Source organism: Peribacillus sp. FSL M8-0224 (assembly GCF_038003055.1).
Classification (GTDB): domain Bacteria; phylum Bacillota; class Bacilli; order Bacillales; family DSM-1321; genus Peribacillus; species Peribacillus frigoritolerans.
Genome location: NZ_JBBOOJ010000001.1, coordinates 3,142,962 through 3,159,281 on the forward strand (window position 1 = coordinate 3,142,962; position 16,320 = coordinate 3,159,281).

The following is a 16,320-nucleotide window of genomic DNA, read 5'->3' on the forward strand; positions in this document are numbered from 1 at the left end:
AGTCACTTCCTTTCCCCGGCGATTTCAATGATCTCTTCATCAACAGACCAACTTGTTGCCAGAAACCTTTTGACAGCATCCAGATTGGCATCATTCGAAGTGGATGGGCTATCTGTATTGATATCAACCTTCGCTACTGCCTCTATCTCCGAGTTTTCTTTCCCTTCTGCCTTTTCCAATGAGATGGTTATGTTCTGCAGATCATCAACACCCGGCTCTTCCTCATTCTTGACCCCTACATCAATTGAACTAATCCTCATGTTATAATCCGCCATCAGCTCCTCTTCCACTTCTGCCTGTAAGTCAACAGCCATTTGTTTTAAAATATATGCACCCTGGGTAGCTTGTATTTCTTTTTTCTTCATTTCTGTCAAATTTCCTAAATCTTTTTTTTTCTGATCCTCAAATTCACTAGTGGCCGCAGTGAGAATATCATCGAAATCCTTATTGAATAATCCCAATATAGGAGTGATGATGATTGCAATCAGTAAAAGCCCGATAACCATTTTGGCATACTTCTGTAAAGCTGAATTCGGCAGAAGCATATCGATCACAGTAGCCAGCAGTACAAATATGATGATGTTGGATACCCAGCCAGCTAAAAAACTCACCAAGTCCTCCTCCTTTCTAACGAACCATCAGGGTAATGTTTCCAGAGGCGATGATTACCGTGATACTTAAAAAAAACATGAGTGAGACAATGGCCAATGCGGCGAAAATATAAATCATGCTTTTACTTATAATGTCAAGGCATTTTATTACAGGTCCTCCGCCCAGCGGCTGCAAAAGACTCGCTGCCAATTTATAGACAAAAGAAATCATCAGGATTTTTATGGCGGGAAATGTGGTAATGAGCAAGAGAATGATGACACCTGACAATCCCACTGTATTTTTCAAAAGGACGGAGGCACTAATGACCGTATCCGTTGCATCGGTAAACATGCGCCCTATGACCGGTATAAAGTTACCTGTCACGAATTTGGCTGTCCTGATCGTCACTCCGTCAGCTACAGCTGAGGATGCTCCCTGAACGGAGATCACACCAAGGAATATGGTCATGAATGCTCCAAGGATCCCGATGGCAAAATTACGGAGAAGTTGTGCCAGCTGAGTCACTTTGTAATGTTCGGTCAACGTGCTGACTATGCTTAAAATCGCTGCAAAGAATAATAACGGAAGGACGACGAACTGAATCAAGATGCCGCTTGTATTCATCAAAAACATCAATACCGGATGAAAGAAGGCTGCCGATACAAGTCCGCCTGAAGCAGCTATCAATGCCAAGAGTAAAGGGATGAGCGCCATTAAAAAGGAAATCATCAAATCTATCGTATCTTTTGTATATTCAATCGCCACATGAAAACTGTTAAGTGCCAAAATGATCAGCACCATATAAACGATTGCATAAGCGACCTTACTTACGGAGCTTTGCTCGAACGCATTCTGCAAAGACTGGAGGAACATGCTGAAAACGGTTAATAAAATGAGTGACCCCAGCAGCTTTCCATTCACGAGCAGTTCATGAAAAATGAATTTTGTGATTCCCTTAATCCATTCATCAAAAGAAAATTTCTTATCGCCGCTTACAAAATCCATGAAGCTCCCTTTCTGGCTTTCCGGTAAGAATCCTCCATATTCCGTAACGATGCCATCCCAATATTGTTTGAGCTCATCGACGCCCAGCCTTTCTATTTGGGCTTGTACCAGTTCGGACTGCATGATCGGCTCTTGATCAACTTCACCATTTTCTGGATTTTCGGCAGCTTGTCCAATAGATGCATGCAAAAAAAAGAGTAAAACGAATAGTATGGATAAGTAAGGCATCCGCTGCTTCATACATTCACCTCATTGACTAGTAGGAGTAATCCATTAACTTGGGAGCATCTGTAGAATCGTTTCGATAATGACCGTCAAAATCGGAATCGCCATGGCAAGAATCAAGATTTTTCCGCTTAATTCTATTTTGGAAGCGAGCGAACCTTGCCCTGCATCTTTTGTAATTTGGGAAGCGAATTCTGCAATATAGGCAATTCCGATTATTTTTAAAATGGTCTCTAGATACACGGTATTTACATTCGCATTAACTGCAATTTTTTCTAACATTAAAATGATTTCGTATATTTTGTCAGCTAAAAAAAGAAAAATGGAGCATCCTACAAAAACAACAAGCAGGAATGCTAAATTTGGTTTTTGCTCTTTGACGATCAGTGCCAAAAAGGTGGCAACTAGGGCAATGGCCACGATTTTTATGATTTCAATCGCGAATCCCTCCCTTACTGAAATAGAAATACAGATTTAATTTTTTGAAATAAATCCTCTACTACAGAAGCAACCATGAATAAAATATAGATAAATCCGAAAAGTGTCACCCACTGGGCATATTCCTTCTTCCCAACCTGATCGAGTATCGTGTGAAGAAATGCCACTACAAGCCCCACACCCGCTATTTTAAATATGATGTCCACGTCAATGCCCATTTTCATTCCCCCCACATATTCCTACATCAGCAAGATGATCAATAATAGCCCTGATAAAAAACCAAGACTTTTCATCATTTTTTCATATTTCCCCTGGCGGTCGAGTGCATCGGTTTCTTCCCGTTCCAGATGTGCCATCGTTAGCATGATTTGCTTTTGCTGATGATATTTATCGCTTTTCCCAAGCGTCTCCCCAAACTGTGAAAGAATCTCGAATTCTCCCTGTTTTAAAGCAAGGGATTGCCATATTTTCTTCAAACTATCATCCCATGCTTCTTTGACGGTGGTTTCACCTGACTCGAGTCGATTTGCAAATGTATCGAAAAAGCTGGACAAAGGTTTGGCCATCTGTTTAGAAAGTTTCCTTGCCGCTTCTTTCAAAGGTGTATGACCGAACATGATTTCAGCTTCAAGCGATTGCATGGCGACTTTCAGCTGTCTCAGTTGACGGGGCCTCATACTTAATTTTTTCGCCGCTTCAAAACCTGCCCAAGTCGTCGCTATAATAATTATCGCTGCTCCTATTAACTTAAACATGCGGTTTCACACTTTCTCCCAAGTAAATGGGAACCCCTGCTGCATCAAGGACTTTGTAGCTCCTCCTACCAGATTTACTTCTTTTTAATTCAATAAAGCGTTCAAAGATGTTTTGCTTTAATATTTCAGCGATAATGGGTCGCTTCTTGATTTCATCCAGTGTATGGCCATGCGTGGTTATCATGAGTTTAATACCTGCATTCACGGCTTCCAGCACAGCCTGCGTATCCGCTTCGCGGCCTATTTCATCCACGATCAATACATCCGGGGACATCGAACGGATCATCATCATCATCCCTTCCGCTTTAGGACATCCATCGAGAACATCAACTCTTGTTCCGAATTCGAGCTGCGGCACTCCATGCACACATCCGGCAATTTCTGAGCGCTCGTCCACTATCCCCACCTTTTGAGGGGCAATGCCGAGTTTTTCATTACCACTGGATATCATTCTTGCAATATCACGTAATATGGTCGTTTTTCCCGTTTGCGGAGCACCGATCAACATGGTATGCTGCCATTCCCCGTCATATAAATATGAAGTGAGAGGTTCAGCTGCACCTATTTTTTCACGTGCAACCCGAATATTGAATGAGGAAATATCCCTGATCGCTTTGACCGAACCATTTTCCAGGATCACCTTGCCAGCAAGCCCCACCCGGTGTCCGCCCGCTATAGTTATATATCCTCGCTTCAATTCTTCCTCAAGCGTATATAACGAAAATTGACCTATATTATTCAATAATTGATCTGCATCCGAATGCGTCACTTCATAGGAAAAAAAGTATGGTTCCCCCCCTACAATGACCTCAAGCGGCCTTCCAACCCGAATTCGCAGTTCTTCCATCTTAACGATCATCATCGGTGTCATACCGCGGAGTTGCTCGTATAAACTTTTCGGTAAAAATGAAAGAATCGTTTCCATTTTGACAATCCTCCTGTATACACCACTTTCAATAAAATATATGCCGACAAGCCCGCAATGATGACAGGCTATTAAAGAAACGGACCATTTATTGATTTTTTTATAACTTCCTGGATCTAAAAAAGACCGAGAAATTAATCTCGGTCTACGTCTTTTTATTTTAAAAAAGTTTCAGTTGATTTCAGAAATCCGCTCCCTTTCCGCCGACTGTCTGCCAAGCCTCCTCAGCGCAAGCGCCTGTGGGGTCTCGGCTAGCCAGTTATTCGGCAGGAGTGTCGCAAATTTCTTCAATCCTATATAGGTTTCATCCAATATAAAAAATAAACCATGAAGGATAACCAAGTCTTGTTTTAAAAACACGGTTCGGATACATTTTTCATTTAAAAGTTTCAGTTGATTTCAGAAATCCGCTCCCTTTCCGCCGACTGTCTGCCAAGCCTCCTCGGCGCAAGCGCCTGTGGGGTCTCGGCTAGCCAGTTATTCGGCAGGAGTGTCGCAGATTTCTTCAATCCAGTGAGGGTTCCACTCCATAAAAAAGTAAACATGAAGGGTAACCAAGTCTTCTTATAAAATCATGGTTTGGGATGAGACCATACGGACCTTCCAGACTGGGAACTTGAGGAGATGAGGATGCTTTTTAAACATGATCATGATTCGATCAGCATGAATGATTACTTTGGACCAACTGGTGCCAGCTTGTAAAATGGAGATTAAAGAGGACTATCGTGTGTACAAATCATCCAATTGCATTTGTGCAGGACTCGTTCATCTTTATCACAGTGTTGTACAGAAAATAAGGACCTTCAGAAAGTGGTGGCACTCCATATTGGCAGGAATATACGGAAGAAGCAGATCATCTGCGTCATCATGAAGTCCAATCCCATAAAAAATCAAAAAGGTTTCGGAATGAAACCATTCCGAAACCTTTTTGTCTGCAATTTGAGACCGAGAAATTAATCTCGGCCTCCTTTCATTTATGCACGTGATACGTAAGAACCTTCATTTGTATTGATCAATAGTTTGTCACCTTGGTTGATGAAGAATGGCACTTGAACCGAAAGGCCCGTCTCAAGTACGGCTGATTTCGTGCCGCCTGAAGATGTATCGCCTTTAATTCCAGGCTCTGTCTCCGCCACTTCTAGTTCCACTGTGTTTGGAAGCTCGACACCAAGTGTTTCCGCTTGGAAAGTCATGATATGTACTTCCATATTTTCCTTTAGGAACTTAAGTTCACGTTCAATGCTTGAAGCCGGGAGCTCGATTTGGTCATACGTTTCGTTATCCATGAATACATGGCTGTCTCCACTTGCATAAAGGTACTGCATCTTGCGGTTTTCGATATGTGCTTTAGCAACTTTTTCACCAGCACGGAATGTTTTCTCCTGGATTGAACCCGTACGAAGGTTACGAAGTTTAGAACGTACAAAAGCTGCACCTTTACCAGGTTTAACGTGTTGGAACTCGATAACCTGCCAAATTCCATTATCTACTTCAATCGTAACACCCGTGCGAAAATCGTTTACAGAAATCATAAATTTGTCCTCCTACATGTACATGTTTACAGAATGATTAACTCTTTAGTTGAATGAGTAAGTGCTTCGTTACCGTCAATTGTAACGATTGTATCATCTTCAATCCGCACTCCGCCTACGCCCGGTAAATAAATGCCCGGTTCAACGGTTACAGCCATACCTGGTTCTAAAATGATATCAGACCTAAAGGATAATGCTGGGCCTTCATGAACTTCAAGGCCGATTCCATGTCCGGTCGAATGTCCAAAATACTGCCCATATCCCTTTTCTTCAATTAGATTTCGAGTTAGTGCATCCGCTTCCCTGCCAGTCATACCGGGTTTGATCCCAGCCATTCCTCTCAGTTGAGCTTCTAAAACAATGTCATAAATATTAATAAGTTCTTCACTTGGCTTGCCAACCGCTAATGTCCGAGTGATGTCAGACACATACCCGTTATAATATGCCCCGTAATCCAATGTGACAAAATCGCCTTTTTCGATGATTTTATCAGTAGCCACTCCATGCGGAAGTGCGGACCTTATGCCGGATGCTACTATGATATCGAAGGAAGAAGAAGTTGCCCCTTGTTTCCTCATAAAGAATTCAAGTTCATTGGATACATCCAGTTCCGAAATCCCTGGACGCAGGAAATCCAGTATATGCGTAAACGCAGCATCAGCAATAGCAGCCGCTTCCTTTAATATCTTAATCTCTGATGAAGTCTTTATCAAGCGTAAATTCTCAATAACCCCAGACACCGGCAAAAGTTGGCCATCAATGGCCGCTTCATAAGCTTTATATGTAGCATAAGTCAGGTGCTCTTGCTCAAAACCCAGCTTGCCGATATTCATCGCTTTAGCCTGCTTGCCGACTTCTTCGATGATGGTTCCTTTGTGTTGAACGACTTCATAGTCCGGTGCCTGCTTGCCCGCTTGTTCCACGTATCTGAAATCAGTGATGAATTTAGCTTCTTTTTGGGAAATGAGGACAACGCCTGCACTTCCCGTGAAGTTGGTCATGTATCGGCGGTTATATGTACTGGTGATCAAAAAACCATCAATGCCCACCTTTTCCATCGAGGCTCTTAAGCGCATTAGTTTATTCATTTAATTTCCCCCTTTGCAATCTTTGTGATCGCCTGCAACGCCAATTCATAACCGTGTATCCCCAAGCCGACAATCTGTCCCGCCGATACTGCAGCGGTCACTGATTCATGTCGAAAGCTTTCACGGGCATGTATGTTCGAAATATGCACTTCCACCACTGGAACATCAATTCCGGCTATTGCATCACGAATCGCATAACTATAATGAGTAAAAGCCCCAGGATTAATGATAATCCCGTCGATCCCATGATCCTCTGACCAATGGAGCTTGTCGATAATCGCTCCTTCATGGTTAGTTTGAAAAGTGGTTAATTCCACATTTAACCCTTGTGCTTGCAGCATTAATTGCGCTTCCACATCCGCAAGCGTCGAGGATCCATAATGCGCAGGTTCCCGCTTCCCCAAGCGATTTAAATTCGGACCATTGATTAGTAAGATTTTTGTCATCATCAAACACCTGCTCATGTTAAAAGAATGCTTTCCATGAACATTCTATCATAATTACAAATTGTCTTACTACTTTTTTACAACCAAGAAGCAATCAGCTTTCCGATTGCTTCTCGGCCTTGTTTTTATAGCGTAAATATTCCTGATGATCGTATGATATAGAAAACCCTACAAAAAGACCGTATATAATAAAAATGCATACACTTGTTATAACCGTATTTGCTGACATTTTAGAAAAGGTTGGCAAATCGATGAACATCGGTTTCAGGACAAATACAAGCAAAGCCCAGCATACCAATCCCAAAAAAATACCCGGAAAAATACTCTTCATCCTTTTAAAAAGACTATAGTATATAAAAGCGATTCCCACAGATAGAATTCCGAATAAAATTATGGTCATCACCGTACCGAGCCAATGATCGATCCAGGTCATATTGGACCACGAAGTCAGTATGAATTTTGGGCTAACATCCATTAAGTTAACATAATGGACTATGATTCCGATAAAACTGGCTAAAGCCCCCCCAACAAAACCGACAGCAAGTACATTGTAGATTAACATGTTTTGATATTCCTGTTGAATTTGTCCATTTTCATTAGAAGACATATCAAACACCTCCGCTACGTAGTATGCCCTTTGTTAAATAGAACTATTTTTTTTTATTATTGGGGAGGAGAATCACTAGAGGTTTTGTGATTAATTCTGTATGATTAAATCATAAATAATCTGCTTTTTTCAGAGGAAAATCCCCTTCCTCTGTTGAAATTTATAATGTACACAGGATAATACCTTCCTGTGATTCAACATTCAAAAAGCAATTGCAGGGGGTAAAGCTTCCATTCCATTTTGGAGGACCGCCTTAAACCCTTGTGATGCTTGATAATACACATGTTAGCACCCATGAGAGAGCTACGTGAATAACTATTAGGTTGGTGTAGAAATGTCTGAGGTTCAAAAACCCGTTTATGGAGGGCAGGCTGTAGTGGAAGGCGTCATGTTCGGTGGCAAACATCACACAGTCACTGCGGTACGCCGCAAAGATTCGACGATTGTATATTATCATCTGCCGCGTGAATCGAAACCTGTTGTAAACCGCTTAAAAAAAATACCGTTTCTACGGGGTATCGTATCACTGCTTCAGTCAAGTGCCACCGGTTCGAAACATCTTAACTTTTCAACTGAACAGTATGAAGAAGAAGACGGGGAAAAAGAGGTCGAAACGAAAAAAGAAACGAAAGACCCCTCTAAATTAAGTCTTTGGCTAGGTGTTGCCGTGATCGGTGTGATCTCCTTCCTTTTTGGGAAATTGCTTTTCACCTTGATTCCTGTCTTCCTCGCAAAATTGACAGAACCCATTTTCAGTGGCCATACGGCTCAGGTATTAGTGGAAAGCTTGTTCAAGCTGATCTTACTGCTCGTATATATTTATGTAGTTTCCTTGACGCCATTGATCAAGCGGGTCTTTCAGTATCACGGAGCAGAGCATAAGGTGATCAATTGCTTTGAAAGCGGAAAAGAATTGACGGTTGCAAACGTGCAGGCAAGTTCCCGCCTTCATTATCGCTGTGGCAGCAGCTTTATTTTATTTACTGTCATTGTAGGGATGTTTGTCTATCTTCTTGTACCAATTGATCCGCTATGGGTTCGTGTCGTCAATCGCATTTTACTTATCCCCGTCGTGCTCGGCATTGCATTCGAAGTCTTGCAGTTGACTAACAAAGTAAGGGACACTCCCATCCTGCGTTACCTTGGCTATCCCGGCCTTTGGCTTCAGTTATTGACAACCAAAGCCCCTACCGATGATCAAGTCGAAGTCGCATTGGCATCCTTCCAAGAACTGTTGAGGATGGAAAAAGAGACAGAAAAAGGTTTAGATTCGGATGTAATTGTGTAAAACATCTATACACATTTTGATGATGAAAAATCATATACTAACTAAATGAATGATCTTCATTTTTTTCAAATATTTCACAATTAGAATGTTTAAAATAAGCTAAAAATGCTTATGATGCTCTTAAGGAGGTGTCTTTGTTGAAACGTTTCATATCTTTCATGATATACGGAATCATCGCCCTCGGAGTCCTCGGACTATTGAGCCGACTATTTAATGACCCGATTGGCTTTTTTAGAAACATTCTCATAATAGCCATTGTCGCAGGGATTATTTATATGATTTATACCGGATTAACAAAGGGAAAACCAGTTAAGAAAGAGCAGCAAGCATTCCGAAAGGCTGCCCGCCAATCGAAAAAAAGGCTAAAAAACCGAACTTCGAAAAAGGATAATGTGGCTAGCTTCTCTGCAGCAAAATCATCAAAGAAAATAAAATGGAGAAAGAAAACGGATAGTCACTTAACCGTCATCGAAGGGAAAAAGAATAAAAAGAAAAATCGGGCTTCTTTTTAAGAGCCCGATTTTTTTATTTAACATCAATAAGTCCATTTTTTAAGGAATTCTTTTGTACATTGCCTGCCTTTATTGATCAATTCACCCTTTTTTTCATCATCCAGATTAAAATCCATTGCAGAAATTCCCTTCATCGGGATGAATACAATATTATGGACGTGTTTCTTGGAAATATACCGTGCATCATGGGCATCTTTCATCGTTTTAAATAGTGCGGAGAACAATTCGACCGCATTGTCCACCTCATGCGGTTTCCATATCTCATCGACGCTTAACCGCAAGCCAATGACCGGTCTTTCCTTTCTAACATGATCTGAATTGAATAACCACATTGGAAAATTGCTTAACACACCTCCATCAACAAAAAGGAACTTGCTTTTTCCGACATTAAGTTTGACTGGCTCAAAGAAATAAGGAATGCTGCAACTCATTCTTACTGCCTTTGCCACTGGAAAAGCACTCGGGTCTATTCCATAATTCGGCAAATCATCAGGCAGTACGACCAATTTTCCATTTGTAATGTCAGAGGTTATGATACGGAGTGATTTCGGCCGAACATCCTTAAAGGTGACTACATTCCTTTCGGCAAGTTTACCGGCGACCCATGCTTCCAAGGCGTTGCCTTTATAAAGGCCCAGTTTCCAGTATAAAAGAAGCCATTTGGCAAATGGGATAGGCAAAAGGCCACGCCTTTTATCCAGCAGGCCGCTTAAATCTATATCAAGAAAAAACTTTTCCATTTCTTTTCCCGTGTACCCAGCCGCTACGAATGCTGCAATTATGGATCCTGCACTCGTACCTGCTGTTCGATGGAATACAAATCCCTTTTCTTCTAATTCCTGCAGGGCTCCCACTAAACCATAGCCTTTAATCCCGCCACCGGAAAAAACGCCGTCAATAATCATAGCTGCCCTCCCCTAATCCGGTCTTTACATTTCTAAGCAGGATTAGAGCGATTTATGACAGTTTTAAAAAGAAAATTGCCTTGATTCAGGTAAAATACTGAATTTCCGCTTTCGGGAAGAATTCCGCTATATACCCCCGAATGGTCGTTTCCAGCTCTGCCGCTTCCTCGTTTTGATAAACATATTTACCAATTCCATATCGGCCCCATTTATATTTACGCTTCGTTTCGTCCAGTTCCAATTTTGTTTTCGGATAGTTTTTTTGAATCACTTTTTTTGCTGGACCAGTGAACCGATGCTGGATTAATTCGAAAGTCAAGTCAGGGATATCCACCCCTTTTAATGCCTCACTCAACCGTTCGAATAATTCATGGTAGCCCTCCTTCCATGCTTCATGACGGTATATTGGAGCTACGATAAAACCCAGGGGATATCCGGCACCTGCCACTTTACGTGCCGCTTCCATCCGTTCTTCGAAGCTCGAAGTCCCGGGTTCGAAATTCTTTATCACATAACGTGAATTTATACTGAAGCGAAATCTCGTTTTTCCATTATGTTCAGCATCCAACAGATGATCGACATGATGGAATTTAGTGACGAACCTAAGAACCCCATATTCACTTTTCCCAAAATACTCTATGGCCCTTTTTAACGAATGTGTCAAATGATCAATTCCGACGATATCCGATGTACAGGCTGCCTCAAAACGGGTAATTTCAGGCTTTCTCTCATTTATATATTTTTCGGCTGCCTCGAAAATCTCGTCAAGATTCACATATGTCCGAATATATGGCTTTGATCCGAGTGTCGTCTGTAAATAACAATAGTGACAATGCCCCATGCACCCTGTAGCAAGAGGGATGGCATATTCAGCAGATGGCTTTGAAGAATCGAATTTCAATGTTTTTCTGATTCCTACCACGAGTGTCGATTTGGCGACACGATATTTTTGCAGATCATTTTCTCCAGGAAGATCCCTAATTTGGTTATGCGATGTGGTCTCACGGATTTCAATGTTCAACTCTTCGAATTTCTTCTTCAATTCCCGGCCAAGCGGGTATTCCAATGCCCTTGGCTCGATATATACTAACTGTGGCATAAATGGTTTCATTTCGATCTCCATTCTTTTTTCGATTTGTTCATACTTTCAATCGAACTACACAATCTATTCATAAGGATAGTTTTTCTTTATTCTTTTATCCTCATGATTGTTTTTACTTGGAAATTCAAAATGAAGGAGATGCGATATGGCTAATAAACGAGACTTCTTGACAAATGGAATGGGAAAACAAACGATCACCGTTCAAACAGATAATAAATTTCCAAATCCAAGGAATATACCGGGAGACTCGGTCGATGAATTTTCGGTATTGAAAGATGGCAACCAATATCTAGCCGAAAAGGAAATAGGGCAGCAAAATGAAAATGGTTGATTGAACGTGAAAAGAAGACCGAATTTACGATGATTCGGTCTTCTTTATTGATATTTAAATGAACAGACTGTCACTGCCCTGGATTTATGACTCTAAAAAAAAAGCCGTTAAGATAGCTTTGCAGCATACTTAACGACTTCCTTTGCATCAGCTTAAAGCCCGCATTTCAATTGCGCTCCGCAATTCGTGCACGTATTGCATCCGCCCATTTCCTGAACTTCACCCTTACGGCATACGGGGCAAGTGTTGCCCACTTCCGAACCAATTGTAACATTCGTCGAACGCAGCTCATTTATCGTATCGACCAATACAACTTTTTTCTTTTCTTCCACATCTGTCAATTCATCCATTTCAAGCTGCTCGTCCATTTGGTTTTCTTCCGCTTTGAGCGTAAGGACCTGACTGTCACGGCTGCCATCCACATATACCGTTCCGCCTTTTGCTCCGCCTTTGTATAGACGTTCATATACCTTTTCAACTTGTTCGACAGTATATCCTTTTGGAGCATTGACCGTCTTGCTGATCGAGCTGTCAATCCAGCGTTGAATGATGCATTGAACATCAGCATGTGCTTCTGGAGCTAATTCCATAGCGGAAATGAACCATTTTGGAAGCTCTTCTGTATCGGCTTCTGGATGGCGATCCAAGTATTCCTGTACAATGTCAGCCTTAACTTCAATGAATTTACCAAGACGGCCGCTGCGGAAATACGTGAAGGAGAAATACGGTTCAAGACCTGTTGATACCCCAACCATCGTTCCTGTACTTCCCGTAGGAGCCACTGTCAATAAATGAGAGTTACGGATACCATGTGCAGCAACACTTTCCCTGATATCTTCCGGCATTTTTTCCATAAATCCGGTTTGTGTGAAACGTGTTCTAAGCTCATTGGTTTCTTTGTCCGTTGACCCGATCAGGAACGGGAAACTGCCTTTTTCTTTAGCAAGTTCCACTGAAGCCCTGTAAGCTGTGGTCGCAATCGTTTCAAACACCTTGTCAACCAGGATATTTCCTTCTTCAGAGCCATATTCCGTTTCACAGTAGATCAACAGGTCATGCAGACCCATTACACCAAGTCCAACCCGTCGCTCGCCCAGTGCCTGTTTTTTGTTTTCATCCAAGAAATAAGGAGTTGCGTCAATGACATTGTCCTGCATGCGCACACCGACTTCAACTGTCTGCTTAAGTTTCTCGAAATTAACCGTTTTGCTTTCTTTATCAGCCATTTCAGCCAGATTGACAGCCGCAAGGTTACATACTGAATATGGGGCCAATGGCTGTTCTCCACAAGGGTTCGTGGCTACGACCTGTTGACCGTATGCTTTGGCATTTGTCATTTCATTAGCATTATCGATAAAGAAAATACCTGGTTCAGCAGAATATGTTGCACAAATGTTTATTAAGTTCCAAAGCTCTTTAGCCCGGATTTTACGGTAAACACGGACTTTATGGCCCATTTTCTCCCATTCGCGAACATCACCGACATTATGCCATTCTTCATTGTAAATGGCCATTTCTTCGGCATTATAGCTTTCAACATCAGGAAAACGCAATTCATATTCCGCATCTTGTTCAGCCGCTTCCATAAATTCCTTGGTCAGGCAAATGGAGATATTGGCTCCAGTCAAGAAATCCGAATTATGGACACTGTATGTTCCGCCTGTACGGATCTTTTCCTCTGCATCCCTAATGATTTTCTCGCTGAACCCGCCTTGGCCAGGAATCTCCTTATAATTGATAATCCCTTGATACATAGCCGTTTCCTGTTCCGTGTGCGGCGTGAATTTCAATTTATCCGTCGCATATTTCTTGATGGCTTCATCTTTAGTGTTTTCCACTAGGTAACGCAAAATCCTTGGATTTTGCATTTTGGAAATGATGAACTCTGCAATATCGGGATGCCAATCAGCAAGCATGATCATTTGCGCGCCTCGTCTGCTGCCGCCCTGTTCAACAAGATGCGTCAGTTTTGCAATATCGTCAAGCCATGACACTGAACCCGAGGATTTTCCATTTACCCCTTTTGCCAGAGTGTTTCTTGGACGCAGTGTCGATCCGTTCGTACCCACTCCGCCGCCGCGGCTCATGATTTCCATCACTTGTTTCCTATGTTCTGAAATACCTTCACGTGAATCCGGTACGAATGGCATTACATAGCAGTTGAAATAAGTAACATCCGTATTGGAACCTGCACCGTATAATACTCGGCCTGCCGGGACGAAATTAAGGTTCTTTAATTCTTCATAGAATTTATTGAACCATTCCGTTCTTTTTTCTTCCGTGGTTTCCACTGATGCCAATCCCGTTGCATTACGTTTCGCAATTTGTTCATAGTATATTTCAAGCGGCTTTTCGATTATATCCAACGGACGGTTTACAATTCCCGTCTCGACTTCTTCCGGATTATCCAATACGCCACGGAATTCTTCATCCACCAATACCTTGGCTTTTTTGGTTTCCCAATCAATTTCAACGATGTAACCGAGACCCCTTGCCGGGAATTTCGGATCTTCCTTAATCGTCAACACGACGAAATCGCCTGCCGAGAGTGTGATTTTTTCAGTATCCTTAAAAGAATAGCGGTCAAGCATGACTAGACGGGACACTCCCTTATGCGCCATTTTCATATCAGCAGTTACAGGGTGAACCTGGGGAAATAAAGAAATATCCTTATTCAACCTTTCTAGATCAACCTTTAAAGCTTCTTTTATTACAACCGACATAATTCCCTCTCCTTTATATGTTTCATGATCCGATCTTGCTGCCGCAAAAATCCTTATGTAGCCTTACATGTCCGTTTCGCTTAACAAGTACCCTAAATCTATCATAGCGAAACTCAAAAATCAACATATAGTGTCGCATTAAATATTTCAACTACTATATATTGTGTTTGTTTTGAATAACTTTTAATTTTGTCAAACGTTAAATCAATTAATATAGTTAGCAAAAGGGAGGAAAATGTCGATTTACAATAATTTTTCATCAGATTTCAATTAATTTGGACCTTGCTTTTTCCCCATCCCTTTTAGGGCTTATCCCTGCAAGGGATGTGTTATTCGGTCAAACAAATCTGAAAAAACTTTTTATTATCCACTCTAATTATGCTTCCTCTATCTCATGAAATTCCATTCATCGCTTTCATATTTGCTTTCTGCAATGGCCTTCACTTCCAGCAATTGCTTTTCGGTGAGGACATATGGCTCTAAATCGACCGAAAGTCCTTCGGCAAAACCTTTTTCGAAAGCTTCTTTCGCTTCAGGGATGGTTATCTTTCTCCCGGCAATGTCATTCATGGCCACAGCTTTGTTTTTTAAGTTTTTTTGCATTCTCTCTTTAACCCTGTCATTTGAGAATTTAAATACGCTAAAGAGCTTATCATCATCAAGCTCAAGCAAAATGGACCCATGCTGAAGGATGACGCCTTTTTGCCTGGTTTGAGCGCTGCCAGCGACCTTCCTGCCCTCAACGACCAGTTCATACCAGCTAGGTGCATCAAAGCAGACGGAAGACCTGGGCGATTTTAAAGCCGCTTTTTCCTGTTCGCTTCGAGGCACGGCAAAATAAGCATCCAATCCAAGATTCCTGAACCCCATCAATATTCCTTCAGAAATGACGCGATAAGCTTCAGTAACGGTGGTTGGCATTCCCGGATAGGATTCTGGAACGATTACACTATAAGTCAATTCATGTTCGTGCAGTACCGCTCGTCCTCCTGTCGGCCTGCGAACAAAACCAAGGCCCTGCCTTTTGACCTCTTCCAGATCAATCTCCGCTTCTGCCTTTTGAAAATAACCGATCGACAATGTCGCTGGATCCCAGCCGTAAAAGCGTATGATTGGCGGAATTTCCCCTTTGCTTTGCCAGTTTAACAGGGCTTCGTCCAGCGCCATATTAAAAGCCGGTGAACAATACCCCGAATCTATAAAACCCCATTTTTCTTTAGTCATCCTTACCCCTCGTTTCGATAGACGTTTTTCAATCCCCCACAAAAAACTCACATGTAGTAGTTTAACAGACTTTAACACTCTAAAAAAGAAAGTGCTATCAAGTCATGAAGAAATTGATGAAAATTCTTTTTGATTATTGGGTAAAGCAATTATATAATAAAGATTGTCTGTATTCGTTAAGGTAGAAGGGAGTTTTTATGTTTGGAAATATTATATACACTGCTCATCATCCTAGGAGTGGTTATTGCGTATTCACTTTTTAATTGGTACCGCCAGCGTAAAATCGTTAAAACACTAACACAGGACGAATTTATCGCCAACTACAGAAAAGTGCAGCTAATCGATGTGCGGGAACCGAATGATTTCGAAAATGGTCATATCTTAGGCGCAAGAAACATCCCTATGACTCAAATGAAAACCCGCTTGGTCGAAATTAGGCCGGACAAGCCTGTATATTTGTATGCTCAAAGCGAAATCATCAGCGGCAGAGCTGCAGCCATGCTATACAAAAAGGGCTACAGGGAACTTTATCACTTAAAGGGCGGTTTCAAGATGTGGACCGGGAAAATCAAAGCAAAGAAATAAGACCCCATCTCGGCATGGGCTCTTTTTAATTCCATAGC

At 41.7% G+C, this 16,320-nt stretch carries 19 protein-coding genes; 4 read left to right on the plus strand and 15 right to left on the minus strand.

All coding sequences use genetic code 11. From position 1 onward, the window contains the following. Positions 1 to 2 precede the first annotated feature (2 nt). The 11 genes from spoIIIAF to MKX49_RS15050 all read right to left on the minus strand — a co-directional run bounded on the left by spoIIIAF (position 3) and on the right by MKX49_RS15050 (position 7,612). Positions 3 to 611: a stage III sporulation protein AF gene (gene spoIIIAF, locus MKX49_RS15000; protein WP_034308312.1), complete on the minus strand. Its 609-nt coding sequence runs from the start codon at positions 609 to 611 to the stop codon at positions 3 to 5. 16 nt (positions 612 to 627) lie between these two features. Next, the gene (gene spoIIIAE, locus MKX49_RS15005) at positions 628 to 1,836 is read right to left on the minus strand and encodes a stage III sporulation protein AE (RefSeq protein WP_048681800.1); all 1,209 of its coding nucleotides are present in this window, start codon (positions 1,834 to 1,836) and stop codon (positions 628 to 630) included. 33 nt (positions 1,837 to 1,869) lie between these two features. Continuing rightward, positions 1,870 to 2,250 carry a stage III sporulation protein AD gene (spoIIIAD, locus tag MKX49_RS15010; RefSeq protein ID WP_223255841.1) on the minus strand — a complete coding sequence of 127 codons (381 nt, stop codon included), beginning with the start codon at positions 2,248 to 2,250 and terminating at the stop codon, positions 1,870 to 1,872. 23 nt (positions 2,251 to 2,273) lie between these two features. Then, a complete protein-coding gene (spoIIIAC, locus tag MKX49_RS15015) occupies positions 2,274 to 2,477 on the minus strand; it encodes a stage III sporulation protein AC (RefSeq protein WP_034308319.1) in 204 nt (67 codons plus the stop codon). Positions 2,478 to 2,498: 21 nt separating this feature from the next. Further along, entirely contained in the window at positions 2,499 to 3,014 is a 516-nt protein-coding gene (gene spoIIIAB, locus MKX49_RS15020; protein WP_034308322.1) for a stage III sporulation protein SpoIIIAB, read from the minus strand. Then, positions 3,007 to 3,939, minus strand: coding sequence for a stage III sporulation protein AA (gene spoIIIAA / locus MKX49_RS15025; protein WP_340876904.1), 933 nt, complete (start codon positions 3,937 to 3,939; stop codon positions 3,007 to 3,009). Before spoIIIAA ends, spoIIIAB begins: the two co-directional genes overlap by 8 nt. 171 nt (positions 3,940 to 4,110) lie before the next feature. Beyond that, the gene (locus MKX49_RS15030) at positions 4,111 to 4,299 is read right to left on the minus strand and encodes a hypothetical protein (RefSeq protein WP_142953094.1); all 189 of its coding nucleotides are present in this window, start codon (positions 4,297 to 4,299) and stop codon (positions 4,111 to 4,113) included. Positions 4,300 to 4,913: 614 nt separating this feature from the next. Further along, positions 4,914 to 5,471 carry an elongation factor P gene (gene efp / locus MKX49_RS15035; RefSeq protein ID WP_034308328.1) on the minus strand — a complete coding sequence of 186 codons (558 nt, stop codon included), beginning with the start codon at positions 5,469 to 5,471 and terminating at the stop codon, positions 4,914 to 4,916. Positions 5,472 to 5,497: 26 nt separating this feature from the next. Next, on the minus strand, positions 5,498 to 6,559 hold the full coding sequence (locus MKX49_RS15040; RefSeq protein ID WP_063594098.1) for a M24 family metallopeptidase: 1,062 nt from the start codon (positions 6,557 to 6,559) through the stop codon (positions 5,498 to 5,500). Further along, positions 6,556 to 7,005, minus strand: a complete 450-nt coding sequence (gene aroQ / locus MKX49_RS15045; RefSeq protein WP_034308334.1) for a type II 3-dehydroquinate dehydratase — start codon at positions 7,003 to 7,005, stop codon at positions 6,556 to 6,558. The genes MKX49_RS15040 and aroQ overlap by 4 nt, the downstream gene beginning before the upstream one ends. 94 nt (positions 7,006 to 7,099) lie before the next feature. Beyond that, on the minus strand, positions 7,100 to 7,612 hold the full coding sequence (locus MKX49_RS15050; protein ID WP_340876905.1) for a YqhR family membrane protein: 513 nt from the start codon (positions 7,610 to 7,612) through the stop codon (positions 7,100 to 7,102). A gap of 334 nt (positions 7,613 to 7,946) precedes the next feature. Here MKX49_RS15050 and MKX49_RS15055 point away from each other — a divergent pair, with 334 nt between their 5' ends. Together MKX49_RS15055 and MKX49_RS15060 are read left to right on the plus strand one after the other, a co-directional pair. Further along, a complete protein-coding gene (locus MKX49_RS15055) occupies positions 7,947 to 8,900 on the plus strand; it encodes a DUF1385 domain-containing protein (protein ID WP_340876907.1) in 954 nt (317 codons plus the stop codon). A gap of 137 nt (positions 8,901 to 9,037) precedes the next feature. Then, entirely contained in the window at positions 9,038 to 9,412 is a 375-nt protein-coding gene (locus MKX49_RS15060; RefSeq protein WP_048677789.1) for an SA1362 family protein, read from the plus strand. A 23-nt stretch (positions 9,413 to 9,435) separates the two neighbouring features. Here MKX49_RS15060 and MKX49_RS15065 read toward each other — a convergent pair whose 3' ends face one another. Both MKX49_RS15065 and splB read right to left on the minus strand, forming a co-directional pair. After that, positions 9,436 to 10,317, minus strand: coding sequence for a patatin-like phospholipase family protein (locus MKX49_RS15065; protein WP_340876908.1), 882 nt, complete (start codon positions 10,315 to 10,317; stop codon positions 9,436 to 9,438). An 85-nt stretch (positions 10,318 to 10,402) separates the two neighbouring features. Further along, positions 10,403 to 11,428, minus strand: a complete 1,026-nt coding sequence (gene splB / locus MKX49_RS15070; protein WP_340876909.1) for a spore photoproduct lyase — start codon at positions 11,426 to 11,428, stop codon at positions 10,403 to 10,405. 136 nt (positions 11,429 to 11,564) lie between these two features. Here splB and MKX49_RS15075 point away from each other — a divergent pair, with 136 nt between their 5' ends. Then, entirely contained in the window at positions 11,565 to 11,750 is a 186-nt protein-coding gene (locus MKX49_RS15075) for a hypothetical protein (protein ID WP_048688331.1), read from the plus strand. A 152-nt stretch (positions 11,751 to 11,902) separates the two neighbouring features. Here MKX49_RS15075 and MKX49_RS15080 read toward each other — a convergent pair whose 3' ends face one another. Together MKX49_RS15080 and MKX49_RS15085 are read right to left on the minus strand one after the other, a co-directional pair. Further along, a complete protein-coding gene (locus MKX49_RS15080) occupies positions 11,903 to 14,473 on the minus strand; it encodes a vitamin B12-dependent ribonucleotide reductase (RefSeq protein WP_048688328.1) in 2,571 nt (856 codons plus the stop codon). 387 nt (positions 14,474 to 14,860) lie between these two features. Next, a complete protein-coding gene (locus MKX49_RS15085) occupies positions 14,861 to 15,697 on the minus strand; it encodes a lipoate--protein ligase family protein (protein WP_048688324.1) in 837 nt (278 codons plus the stop codon). 201 nt (positions 15,698 to 15,898) lie between these two features. On the opposite strand from MKX49_RS15085, the gene MKX49_RS15090 reads away from it, so the two are divergent. After that, positions 15,899 to 16,282 (plus strand): rhodanese-like domain-containing protein, encoded by a 384-nt coding sequence (locus MKX49_RS15090; RefSeq protein ID WP_340876910.1) that lies wholly within the window; start codon positions 15,899 to 15,901, stop codon positions 16,280 to 16,282. The last annotated feature ends 38 nt before the right edge of the window (positions 16,283 to 16,320 follow it).

Bases quoted from the DNA above. Each gene is read 5' to 3' on its own strand.
- spoIIIAE (WP_048681800.1), bottom strand. From the start codon at position 1,836: ATGAAGCAGCGGATGCCTTACTTATCCATACTATTCGTTTTACTCTTT.
- spoIIIAC (WP_034308319.1), bottom strand. From the start codon at position 2,477: ATGGGCATTGACGTGGACATCATATTTAAAATAGCGGGTGTGGGGCTT.
- spoIIIAB (WP_034308322.1), bottom strand. From the start codon at position 3,014: ATGTTTAAGTTAATAGGAGCAGCGATAATTATTATAGCGACGACTTGG.
- spoIIIAA (WP_340876904.1), bottom strand. From the start codon at position 3,939: ATGGAAACGATTCTTTCATTTTTACCGAAAAGTTTATACGAGCAACTC.
- efp (WP_034308328.1), bottom strand. From the start codon at position 5,471: ATGATTTCTGTAAACGATTTTCGCACGGGTGTTACGATTGAAGTAGAT.
- MKX49_RS15040 (WP_063594098.1), bottom strand. From the start codon at position 6,559: ATGAATAAACTAATGCGCTTAAGAGCCTCGATGGAAAAGGTGGGCATT.
- aroQ (WP_034308334.1), bottom strand. From the start codon at position 7,005: ATGACAAAAATCTTACTAATCAATGGTCCGAATTTAAATCGCTTGGGG.
- MKX49_RS15050 (WP_340876905.1), bottom strand. From the start codon at position 7,612: ATGTCTTCTAATGAAAATGGACAAATTCAACAGGAATATCAAAACATG.
- MKX49_RS15055 (WP_340876907.1), top strand. From the start codon at position 7,947: ATGTCTGAGGTTCAAAAACCCGTTTATGGAGGGCAGGCTGTAGTGGAA.
- MKX49_RS15065 (WP_340876908.1), bottom strand. From the start codon at position 10,317: ATGATTATTGACGGCGTTTTTTCCGGTGGCGGGATTAAAGGCTATGGT.
- splB (WP_340876909.1), bottom strand. From the start codon at position 11,428: ATGAAACCATTTATGCCACAGTTAGTATATATCGAGCCAAGGGCATTG.
- MKX49_RS15075 (WP_048688331.1), top strand. From the start codon at position 11,565: ATGGCTAATAAACGAGACTTCTTGACAAATGGAATGGGAAAACAAACG.
- MKX49_RS15080 (WP_048688328.1), bottom strand. From the start codon at position 14,473: ATGTCGGTTGTAATAAAAGAAGCTTTAAAGGTTGATCTAGAAAGGTTG.
- MKX49_RS15085 (WP_048688324.1), bottom strand. From the start codon at position 15,697: ATGACTAAAGAAAAATGGGGTTTTATAGATTCGGGGTATTGTTCACCG.